This is a genomic window from Caldicoprobacter faecalis, assembly GCF_900115765.1.
GTDB lineage: Bacteria > Bacillota > Clostridia > Caldicoprobacterales > Caldicoprobacteraceae > Caldicoprobacter > Caldicoprobacter oshimai.
Genome location: NZ_FOXR01000015.1, coordinates 37848 through 48355 on the forward strand (window position 1 = coordinate 37848; position 10508 = coordinate 48355).

At 44.3% G+C, this 10508-nt stretch carries 11 protein-coding genes; 7 read left to right on the forward strand and 4 right to left on the reverse strand.

All coding sequences use genetic code 11. From position 1 onward, the window contains the following. Positions 1–12 precede the first annotated feature (12 nt). From BM241_RS07160 to hydE, 7 genes are all read left to right on the forward strand, one after another. Positions 13–708 carry an ABC transporter ATP-binding protein gene (locus tag BM241_RS07160; RefSeq protein ID WP_025746816.1) on the forward strand — a complete coding sequence of 232 codons (696 nt, stop codon included), beginning with the start codon at positions 13–15 and terminating at the stop codon, positions 706–708. 37 nt (positions 709–745) lie between these two features. Further along, positions 746–1528 carry a hypothetical protein gene (locus BM241_RS07165; protein ID WP_025746815.1) on the forward strand — a complete coding sequence of 261 codons (783 nt, stop codon included), beginning with the start codon at positions 746–748 and terminating at the stop codon, positions 1526–1528. Positions 1529–1535: 7 nt separating this feature from the next. Continuing rightward, positions 1536–2258 carry a hypothetical protein gene (locus tag BM241_RS07170; protein ID WP_025746814.1) on the forward strand — a complete coding sequence of 241 codons (723 nt, stop codon included), beginning with the start codon at positions 1536–1538 and terminating at the stop codon, positions 2256–2258. A 218-nt stretch (positions 2259–2476) separates the two neighbouring features. Beyond that, positions 2477–2617: a hypothetical protein gene (locus BM241_RS12455; RefSeq protein ID WP_156925036.1), complete on the forward strand. Its 141-nt coding sequence runs from the start codon at positions 2477–2479 to the stop codon at positions 2615–2617. A gap of 30 nt (positions 2618–2647) precedes the next feature. Next, positions 2648–3862: a [FeFe] hydrogenase H-cluster maturation GTPase HydF gene (gene hydF / locus BM241_RS07175; protein WP_092282373.1), complete on the forward strand. Its 1215-nt coding sequence runs from the start codon at positions 2648–2650 to the stop codon at positions 3860–3862. A 157-nt stretch (positions 3863–4019) separates the two neighbouring features. Then, positions 4020–5414 (forward strand): [FeFe] hydrogenase H-cluster radical SAM maturase HydG, encoded by a 1395-nt coding sequence (gene hydG, locus BM241_RS07180; protein ID WP_092282377.1) that lies wholly within the window; start codon positions 4020–4022, stop codon positions 5412–5414. A 92-nt stretch (positions 5415–5506) separates the two neighbouring features. Then, on the forward strand, positions 5507–6568 hold the full coding sequence (gene hydE, locus BM241_RS07185; RefSeq protein WP_025746811.1) for a [FeFe] hydrogenase H-cluster radical SAM maturase HydE: 1062 nt from the start codon (positions 5507–5509) through the stop codon (positions 6566–6568). Between the two features lie 41 nt (positions 6569–6609). Here the strand turns inward: hydE and BM241_RS07190 are convergent, their stop codons facing one another. From BM241_RS07190 to BM241_RS07205, 4 genes are all read right to left on the reverse strand, one after another. Next, positions 6610–7503: a DUF362 domain-containing protein gene (locus tag BM241_RS07190; RefSeq protein ID WP_025746810.1), complete on the reverse strand. Its 894-nt coding sequence runs from the start codon at positions 7501–7503 to the stop codon at positions 6610–6612. A 135-nt stretch (positions 7504–7638) separates the two neighbouring features. Then, entirely contained in the window at positions 7639–9132 is a 1494-nt protein-coding gene (gene araA, locus BM241_RS07195; protein WP_025746809.1) for an L-arabinose isomerase, read from the reverse strand. A 17-nt stretch (positions 9133–9149) separates the two neighbouring features. Beyond that, a complete protein-coding gene (wrbA, locus tag BM241_RS07200; RefSeq protein WP_092282374.1) occupies positions 9150–9764 on the reverse strand; it encodes an NAD(P)H:quinone oxidoreductase in 615 nt (204 codons plus the stop codon). A gap of 324 nt (positions 9765–10088) precedes the next feature. Continuing rightward, a partial coding sequence (locus BM241_RS07205; protein WP_143094067.1) for an IS30 family transposase occupies positions 10089–10508 on the reverse strand: 420 nt, incomplete at its 5' end.

The window sequence follows — 10508 nt, forward strand, 5'->3', positions numbered from 1 at the left end:
TGGGAGGATAGTATGGGTGGCATTGTTACAAACAATTTAAGCTTTTCATATGGCAAAAACCAGGTGCTTAAAGATGTTAGTTTTACTGCCTATGAAGGCGAGATAACATACCTTGCCGGGCTAAATGGTGCAGGCAAAACCACCTGGATAAAATTGTGTTCCGATTTATTAATCCCCGATAAAGGAGAAATTCTTTTGGGTTTTTCCCCTCAAAAGGCTATGAAACATCTTTATTCGGTCGTTTTTGATTTCCCTCCTGTGTACCCTCAGTTAACCGGGTATGATAATTTATATGTACTGTACGGCGTTGATTCCAAACTAAAAAACTTCAAGAAGATTCAGGACGCTATGGGGTTATCCGATTATTTGTTGAGGAAAAAAGCCCGCGATTATTCATTGGGACAACGCCATCGATTGGCTATTATGGGTGCGCTTTTAAGGGATCCTAAATATTTGGTGTTGGATGAGCCCGATATCGGTATTGATCCGGAAGGATGGAGTGCGGTAAAGGAGTGTCTCCTGATGATGAAGAACGAAGGAGCGGCTATTGTAATTACGGGCCAGCATATGGATGAAATGTGTGAACTGGCGGATCGTGTCGTGATTCTTCATAATAGAACAATTGTGTACGATAATAGAAAAGAGCAATTGATTGCGGATCATCCCAATAGTACTTATACGGATATAATTATGTCTTATATGCGTTAAAGTTAATTGAGCAGAGGTAAAAACGCGGAGGGATAATATGAAAAAATATATAGTTGCAGAATTAAAGCGGATATTTAAACCCCGTAGCATATGGATTTTCATTTCAATAATAGCTTTGCTTTGTATTATCAATATATATTTTACCAATAAGGTAATTGATGAGGACATTACATACAATGGAAAAGCCGATAAATATTCATTTCTAATTTCACCGCCCATATCAATTAATGCATTAGCCTTGCTATTCTTATCGGGCGGCTTTATTTTAGGTTGCTTTGCCGTTTGGAATATGCATCAGGAATATTCCACCAAATGCATCTATATACGATGGTCTATGGGAAACATGAGAAGTGTTCTGCTTTCGAAATTTCTTAGCGGTATTTTACTGATTGTTTTGTCCGTTTTTATTGTAATATTAATGGGAGGAATAGCTGATATATTTTGGATACTGAGCCATAGTTTTTCACGCGTAAAATTCTCCGTTATTCTATATTTGAAAAAAATATCCGTGATTATTTTATATTTGTCCAGGTCATATGTTCTGGGAATTATGTGCGGGTATCTCTTTACCAAACTGCCATACGCCATATTGGTTTTCATTGGATTTACGCTGCTTGAACGACAATATTTGCCTTATTCCCATGTTTTGTTGACCAATATTTTTTATGATATAAAAGGCGGCATGTTAACTCCCGTTCTCGATCTATTTCCGCCGTGTGAAGTAAAAGCATCTGTTATGGGATTGATAATCGAAGTTCTGGCGGGTGGGATTCTTTTAAATTACTTACCCTATTGGAAATCCGTTAACGTTAAGGAGTAAATGGCCGATGAGGGAATATTTAAAAAGGGAATTTACCTTATTTTATAAAACAAAAAGCCTGATGATTATATCCTTATTAAAACCTATTTTGGTGTTATTTGGATTATGGATTTCGCTCACCGAAAGAGGACTGGATGTAATGACCGTTCCTTCGCAGCTATTTTATGCGTTGGACAAGTATTTGATAACTTTACTAACAATTGCGTTATCTATAGAGATAATTTCATTTGCGGGTTGTGAATATCATTATAAAACCGTGTTAACAAAGCAAACTTTGAGCCGTTGGTGTGACGTTTTAAAGGCAAAGATATTGATCATATTGATTGACCTCTTAATATTGATGGTTGTTGCCATCATTCTGTCAGCCCTGTTGATGCCAACCATTTCATTATCTGTTCGCATAGTGGAAATAGTAGCTTTGACCATCTATTTATTCTATTTCGGCATTATTATCTTGTTGGTAATCGAAATTTTTCAAAACGAATTGGCTGCAATTATTTTTGCAGGAGGTACAATCCTATTAGGCAAGACCATTTTCTTTGGTAAATATATGCCTAAGCCCCATTTTTCAACTGTGTTATTTTATTTAGAGCATTTACTGTCTAACGTCGATTATTACCGAGATTTTGTAACGGCCAGAATGTGGCTGAAAGAGTTTTTATATTTTATAATTCTTATCGGTTTATTTATTACTGCATATTCTATTAAGAGGAGAATTAGGAATTTATAAGGATGGGCTTCCATACCTTTTTTATTATTAGAATTGACTTTTGCGGTTAAATTTGTTATAATTTTAACAGAGCGATGGTTTTTTATAAGTTTCTAACCTCAAGGGGATGGATTCCCTGAGAGAGAGGAAACGGATGTGCAGAAAAAAGATAATCTGTACCCTTTTCCGATCTTTCGGGGAAGGGTATTTTTGATTTTTGGGCGTCTGCATTCCATAAGATGCAGCGTGTAACAGCATGGTTGGAGCTGGAACTGCCGTTTGACCTTGCATTCGTTGCGGTGCATTTCGAGTGTCGACCGGCTTGTGGGATAAAATGCCGTATACAGGCTGCATGGAGATGGAACCTGCGCTACGATTGAAAAAAGCGACCGTGAGAAAGGTGGTATATAATGAGCCTTAGCAATACGCCGCGTTCGGAACGCCTGCACATTGCCATATTTGGAAGGAGAAATGCCGGAAAGTCCAGCCTTATAAACGCCCTGACCGGCCAGGATATCGCTCTTGTGTCGCCGGTAAAGGGTACCACCACTGATCCGGTATACAAGGCCATGGAGCTATTACCTTTGGGGCCTGTGGTATTGATCGATACGGCAGGCCTGGATGATGAGGGTGAGCTGGGGGAGCTTCGAAGAAAGAGGACGCTGGAGGTTTTGAACAAGACCGATGTGGCTATTTTGGTAGTGGATGGGAGCGCAGGTATAGGTGAGTTTGAAGAATATATGGTGGGCATGCTTAAAAAGCAGGGCATGCCTATCGTAGGGGTTATCAATAAGGCTGACCAATCCACGATCCCTGCCGAAGTCATAGCAGCGTACGGTAAAAGATGGGGAATTCCCATTGTAGAGGTGTCTTCCGCTACCGGGAGGGGGATAGAGGAGTTAAAGGAGGCCATTATTAAAGCCGCGCAGGTAGAGGAGAACCAGGATTGTATAGTGAGGGATTTGATCTCTCCCGGAGATTTTGTGGTACTGGTGGTACCCATCGATAAATCGGCGCCCAAGGGAAGGCTCATTCTTCCCCAGCAGCAGACCATAAGGGACATTCTGGACGGTAAGGCAATGGCCGTGGTAACCCAGGAGGACAGGCTGAGGGCTACGCTGGAGGGCTTGAAAGTCAAACCGCGGCTGGTCATCACCGATTCCCAGGTGTTTCATAAGGTTGCGGCCGATACGCCTCCGGATATACCACTTACTTCGTTTTCCATCCTTTTTGCGCGGTATAAGGGCGATTTGAGGGAACTGGTGAGGGGTGCCAGGGCTGTTGGTCAGCTCAAGGACGGAGATAGGGTCCTTATAGCCGAGGCCTGTACCCACCACCGGCAGGATGACGATATAGCCAGGGTCAAGATCCCCCGCTGGCTTGCGCAAAAGACAGGCAGGAATTTGAAACTCGATTTTGCAAGCGGGATGGATTTCCCGGATAATCTGAACGAGTATTCCCTGGTCATCCACTGCGGCGGCTGCATGCTCAACAGGAAGGAGATGCAGAACCGCATAAGGCGGGTTGTAGATGCCGGGGTACCGATTGTCAACTATGGCGTGTTTATAGCCTATGTTCAGGGAATTCTGGATCGGGCATTGCAGCCGTTTAAAGGGCAAATATAATTTTAAATTACTTGAGCTTTTACGGGCTATAGAGCTGGCCATAATGGCACGGAGGATTTAAAGCTAGGAACCTTTTGCCAGCTTGAAAATACAAAATTTTGCTTAATGGTCAAGTTTAACAAAAATTATAAATTTCAGAAGGGGATGATTGGTCATGTTGACGGCTGAAAAGGCCGATTTTATAAAGGACGATGTAATATTTGAGGCACTGGAGAAGGGGAAAAACAGGACGAGGGAAGAAGTCGAGGCCATTATAGAGAAAGGCAGGCAGGCCAAGGGCTTAACCCTGGAGGAGACAGCCGCCCTCCTTCAAATCGATGACCCAGAACTTAACGAGAAACTCTTTGAAGCCGCACGTCAGGTAAAGGATGCCATATACGGCACCCGTATAGTGCTGTTCGCGCCGCTGTATGTGTCCAACTATTGCGTAAACAGGTGCAGGTACTGTGGGTATAAATGCACCAATAAAATTCCGAGAAGGAAGCTTACCGATGAGGAAGTGCGCAGGGAAGTGGAGATAATCGAAAGCCTAGGGCACAAGAGGATTGCCCTGGAGGCTGGCGAAGATGACAAAAACTGCCCCATCGAGTATATAACCCATGTGATGGACGTGATATACAGCACAAAGATTAAAAACGGGAGCATCAGGCGTATTAACGTCAACATAGCCGCAACCAGCGTGGAAAACTACAGAAAGCTGAAAGCTGCCGGGATTGGGACTTACGTGCTGTTCCAGGAGACCTATCACCGCGAAAGCTATAGCAAATACCATCCCTCGGGCCCCAAGAGCGACTACGACTACCACACCACCGCCATGGACAGGGCGATGGAAGCAGGCATAGACGATGTAGGCCTGGGCGTGCTGTTTGGCCTTTATGATTACAGGTACGAGGTTCTCGGGCTTTTGCTCCATGCGCAGCATCTGGAGGAGAAGTTCGGGGTGGGACCGCACACCATTTCGGTGCCAAGGCTCAGGCCGGCCGTGGGCGTTTCTCTGGACGAATATCCCTATTTGGTATCCGACCACGATTTTAAGCGGATAGTGGCCATACTGCGTTTGGCTGTGCCGTATACGGGCATCATTCTCTCGACGCGTGAAGCGCCCGGATTCAGGGAAGAGGTTATCAATCTCGGAGTTTCGCAGATCAGCGCTGGGTCCTGCACTGATGTGGGGGGGTATATGCTCCATGAGCAGGGTGACAATCAGCCTCAGTTCGAGCTGGCCGACCATCGTTCACCCCTTGAGGTCTTAAAGAGCCTGTGCAGGCAGGGTTATCTGCCCAGCTACTGTACCGCCTGCTATCGGGCAGGCAGAACAGGAGAGAGGTTTATGGCCTTTGCCAAAAGCGGGCAGATCCACAACCTATGCTATCCCAATGCCATACTGACATTCAAGGAATATTTAGAGGACTACGCCGATGATGAATTGAAGGCTTTAGGCAACCAGGTAATCGAGAGAAATCTTGCAAAAATCCCCAATCCTGTTATGCGCGATAAGACCATAGAAAGGCTGAGAAGAATTGAAAATGGCGAAAGGGATTTGTTCTTCTAATCCTTTTGCCGGCACAAGACGTGAAATTTTGTGTTTGTTTTAAAACAGATATTTGGAAATAAAAAGCGCAGAGGAGGTATCCGGTGAACAGCTTGGATTTACTGCTTGATAAGCTTTACAATACCAATGAGCTATCCAGGGATGAGCTCATTTATGTGCTGGAAAATTTGGACGAAGAGCATACTCAGAAGCTGTTTGATTATGCCAGAAGGACCAGGGATCGGTATTACGGCAACAAGGTTTATATGCGCGGACTCATTGAATTTTCAAACATATGCCGAATGAACTGCTTATACTGCGGTATACGTGCGGGCAATTCAAAGGCCGAAAGATACCGCTTGAGTGAAGAGGAAATATTTGAATGCTGCAGGGAAGGGTATGCTCTAGGGTACAGGACTTTTGTGCTTCAAAGCGGAGAGGACCCGTGGTATACGGCGGATAGAGTTGTGAGCATAATTGCCCGCATAAAAAAATCCTTTCCCGATGCGGCCATCACTTTATCCATAGGCGAAAGGGATGACGATGAATACCGCGCTTTTTTTGAGGCGGGGGCAGAGCGATACCTGCTTCGCCACGAGACGGCGTCCAAAAGCCTGTATGAAAGGCTTCATCCCGGGGCAAGCTTCGATAACCGCAGAAGGTGTCTATGGGTGCTCAAGGAGATAGGATATCAGGTGGGAGCCGGCTTTATTGTGGGTTTGCCCGGCCAGACCAAGCAAGATCTGGTGGAGGATTTGCTGTTTCTCAAACAGCTCAACCCCCATATGATAGGTATCGGGCCTTTTATTCCCCATAAAGAGACGCCGCTTGGAAAGGAAAAAGCAGGCACCGTGGAGGATACGCTGGTCATGGTGGCGCTGGCGCGCCTTTTGGTGCCCGATTGCCTGCTTCCGGCTACAACCGCCATGGGGACTCTGCATCCCAGGGGAAGGGAGCTGGCACTGATGGCCGGTGCCAATGTGGTGATGCCCAATCTATCACCCGTTTGGGCACGGCCCAAATACGAGCTTTATCAAAACAAAATCTGTATCGGGGAAGAAGCCGCGCACTGCCGAAGTTGTATTGAAAGGCGGATCAATTCCGTTAGCATGGAGGTTGATATGGGACGAGGGGATCACTATAAATTCAGGCAAAAGAGAGATAAATTCGCATAAAACCAAGATTACACAACAGTAATAGATACTTAAGAAAATTCCTATTCCACGGTAAATGCCTGGCCGTATACCGCCATGCTAAAAGCCCGTTCGGCATCTGCAATGGACATCCCCTTAATGTTCATCTGATTTATATCGGCGATGCCTACGTTTTTATTTTTCAGATCCCACAGGTAACGTATGGCTTCAGGGTGGAGGCCCAGCAGACGCGCTCCTATGGTATCCACTGCAACCGGGTCGGTACCGCTTATGATAATTCCGACGCGGCGCGGAATGCCATTGTGAGGGCCGGTACCTATCATGGCAGGGTTGGTGCTCACAATTGACAGGTCTATGGGTATTACCTGTGCCATTGCGCTTATGAAGCCATGGATGTCATTGTGTATGCCCAGGTTCTTTTTGGGGTACCCGTGTTCTTCGGCAGGCGGCCAACCCAGGGCGATGTTTTTGATGGCTGCCGTCATAGTTGCAACGTTGTGTAATTTAAGCTGTGCAAACGAGATCAGAAAGGTCATTTCCTCATAGAGCTTATTCAAGTTAGTGGCTGGTGGGGAAGAGTGGTTTAAGTTCACCCTTACAAATGGACCATAATTTAGGTCCACGAATTCCACCTGTTCTTCATTGATGATTTTATCGTATCCAACTGCTTTCATGACTTCAGAGGTGGTTCTCTCCGCAGAGCCCGTGGCCACAATGATTCTGCGAGGATTGTTTTTCTTGACAAATCTTATGATGGTGCGCAGGCTTTCTGGGCTTACCACATCCCCTGTTTCGGTGCCCGCTGGTTTTACCCAGTTGGGCGTTATGACCACTACATCATTGGCATTGATCATGGTGTCGGCTTGAATCAGGTTCAGGGATTCTATTATTGCCTGGCTTTCATCGCTGTTCATGGCAATTCCTATATCAGCAGTATTTCTTCGCCTTTGACGCATTTTTTACACCTCCGAGTTTATTTTGCCAAATATGAGAGCTGTTATTCTCAAGAATTGGGCGGAATACGCATAAAAGAAAAACCTCGGAGGAGTGATATACTCCCCGAGGTTTTTAAAATCTTTAAAAGAGAGCTTTTAACGACGATTCCATATCATATCGCTCATTCGTAATTCGTTTTTTAAAGTTAAGATATTTGTGTTTTTATTAATCAGGACCACTTCAATTCCTACCATATCGGCCCAATCCATTAGGTGTTCAGAAGTGACAGCGTAAGAAAAAACGGTATGATGGGCACCACCAGTTAAAATCCATGCTTTTGCGGCTTCTTTGAGAGAGGGTTGAGGTCGCCACAATACCCGTGCGACGGGCAATTTAGGCATCTCTTGTGCAGGTTCAATAGCTTCCACCTCATTGATTACTAATCGAAAACGGTTACCCATGTCTATTATAGATGCTGTGATTGCTGGACCGCCTCTTCCGTTAAATACCAAGCGTGCTGGATCTGCCTTCCCCCCTATGCTGAGAGGATGTACTTCAATGCGAGGGGTTGATGCAGCTAAAGTAGGACACACTTCCAGCATATGCGCCCCTAGTACCATTTCATTTTCTGGCTCTAGATGATATGTATAATCTTCCATAAAAGAGGTTCCCGGAGGTAACCCGATATTCATTATTTTCATGATGCGAACTAAGCCTGCTGTTTTCCAGTCACCTTCTGCACCAAATCCATATCCTTCTGACATTAAATGCTGTACCGCCAGTCCTGGTAGCTGTTTTAGTCCGTGCAGGTCCTCAAACGTAGTCGTAAATGCAGTATATCCTCCATCATTTAGAAAACGTTTAATTCCCAATTCAATACGAGCTTGTTCTCTGATTGCATCGAGAGCGGTACTGGATTGCTTTACTTCTGGTGGAACATAGTAGAGTTTGAAGTATTCTTCTATCAGTTGATCAACTTCTGATTCCGCAATTGAATTTACTTGTTTTACCAAATCGCCAATTCCATAGCCATCTACCGACCAACCGAATTTGATCTGGGCTTCTACCTTATCTCCTTCTGTTACTGCAACTTGACGCATATTATCGCCAAAACGGGCAATTTTGAGGTTTTTGCCTTCAATAAAAGCGGTGGCAGCGTTCATCCAGACTTGAATTTCGCGACAGACTTCGGGATCTTCCCAATGTCCTACAACAACTTTGCGTGCTATTTGCATGCGCGTCACTATAAAGCCGTATTCTCGATCGCCATGGGCAGATTGGTTTAGGTTCATAAAATCCATATCAATGTAATCCCATGGAATGTCACGGTTGAACTGCGTATGCAGGTGCAACAGAGGTTTTTTCAATTCGCTAAGACCCACAATCCACATTTTAGCAGGGGAGAAAGTATGCATCCAAGTAATTAAACCTGCACACGTTGGGTCTGCATTCGCTTCTCTAAAGAGATTTTGAATGGCTTCAGGCGTTGTAAGAACCGCCTTGAAGATGACTTTGCAGTGGGGAAAGGTGTTCTTATCAAGCCATTCTGCAATAATCCTTGAATGTTCTTTTACTTTCTCCAATACTTCATTGCCATACAAATGTTGGCTTCCCGTTACAAACCAGAAAACATAGTCTTTTGTCTTCATGGTTTTATCCCGTCCTTTCAACCATTTTTACCCTTTTTTATCCATTCCGCAACTTGTACGGTGCGGCGGGCCTGATGAAATACAGCTTGTTTTACATCTTCTACCATTTTGCCGTCTTCTCCCTGAGTAACCGTTGTTCCGTATGGATTCCCTCCTGCGGTAAACACGGAATCATCAGTGTATCCAGGTGGAACTATGATAGCGCCCCAGTGCATCATGCAGGTATATATATCCTTTACAGTGCCTTCCTGACCGCCATGCGGGTTTTGAGCCGATGACATGGCGCTTACGACTTTGTTTGTGAGCTTTCCTTGAGCCCATAGACCACCCTGCATATCGATGAACTGCTTTAATTGAGCAGGAATGGTGCCAAACCTGGTTGGCGCGCTAAATATAATAGCATCTGCCCACTCAATGTCTTCGGATGTGGCCTCCTTTATATCTTTCGTCGCTTCTACAGTTTCTTGCCATGCCTTGTTTTTTGCTATGACTTCCGGTGGAGCCAATTCACGAACCTTCAGAAGGCGTACCTCTGCACCGGCTTCTTGACCGGCTTGAGCCGCCCATTTGGCCATCTGATAATTGATACCCGTCATACTATAAAATATAACGGCTAATTTTACCTTTTCCATTTATGATTCTCCTTTCAAATTTCAAAAATATTTTAATTATTAATTAAATGATACACCAATATATCGGATTTTAAACTCTAAATTGCAATATTAAATGCAACACTTTTTGAAAAAAGTATGATATAGATATCCAAATTTTTACTTTTTCATTTGTAAAACCTTATGGTGTCAAGGGAAGGGTGGAGATTTTCGAGCGTAAGCGAGAAAATACTACCCGACCTTGACACCATTTAACAGATGATATAATTGTTTCCAAGCCAGTTGGCATACCTGCCCACTTGGCCTTAATTGTATTCTATCATCCTGACTCTTTCGATCTCTACGTCAGCTTACTTCAACAAATAGTCCTTCTAATGTTTTGCCTTTTCTCTTACAGATTTCTAACAGTTCCCTGTAGAAACATTCGTCTGGTGTATTGTAACCCAGTATCTTTCTCGGATATTGATTCATCCATCTTTCTATCTCTTTAACCTCTACTAACGGTATGTCTTTTATCGCTTTCCCTTTGGGAATAAATCTCCTTATAATCCCATTTTGCCTCTCATTGCTTCCCCTTTCCCATGACGAGTAAGGATGGCTAAAATATGCTTCGCTTTTCAAGCTCTCTAAAAGGGCTGACAGCTCACTAAACTCTGAACCGTTATCAGCCGTTATGCTCTTGAATACCTCTTCAAATATCTCCCCATAGTAAGCTTTAAGCCCCATAAACACTCTCTTTACTGCCCGACTCTCCTTCGATTCTAA

What these genes read in the sequence shown, in the direction of transcription:
- BM241_RS12455 (WP_156925036.1), top strand. Translation starts at nt 2,477, where the DNA reads ATGCAGCGTGTAACAGCATGGTTGGAGCTGGAACTGCCGTTTGACCTT.
- BM241_RS07190 (WP_025746810.1), bottom strand. Translation starts at nt 7,503, where the DNA reads ATGCGTCAAAGGCGAAGAAATACTGCTGATATAGGAATTGCCATGAAC.
- BM241_RS07160 (WP_025746816.1), top strand. Translation starts at nt 13, where the DNA reads ATGGGTGGCATTGTTACAAACAATTTAAGCTTTTCATATGGCAAAAAC.
- BM241_RS07165 (WP_025746815.1), top strand. Translation starts at nt 746, where the DNA reads ATGAAAAAATATATAGTTGCAGAATTAAAGCGGATATTTAAACCCCGT.
- wrbA (WP_092282374.1), bottom strand. Translation starts at nt 9,764, where the DNA reads ATGGAAAAGGTAAAATTAGCCGTTATATTTTATAGTATGACGGGTATC.
- araA (WP_025746809.1), bottom strand. Translation starts at nt 9,132, where the DNA reads ATGAAGACAAAAGACTATGTTTTCTGGTTTGTAACGGGAAGCCAACAT.
- hydF (WP_092282373.1), top strand. Translation starts at nt 2,648, where the DNA reads ATGAGCCTTAGCAATACGCCGCGTTCGGAACGCCTGCACATTGCCATA.
- BM241_RS07170 (WP_025746814.1), top strand. Translation starts at nt 1,536, where the DNA reads ATGAGGGAATATTTAAAAAGGGAATTTACCTTATTTTATAAAACAAAA.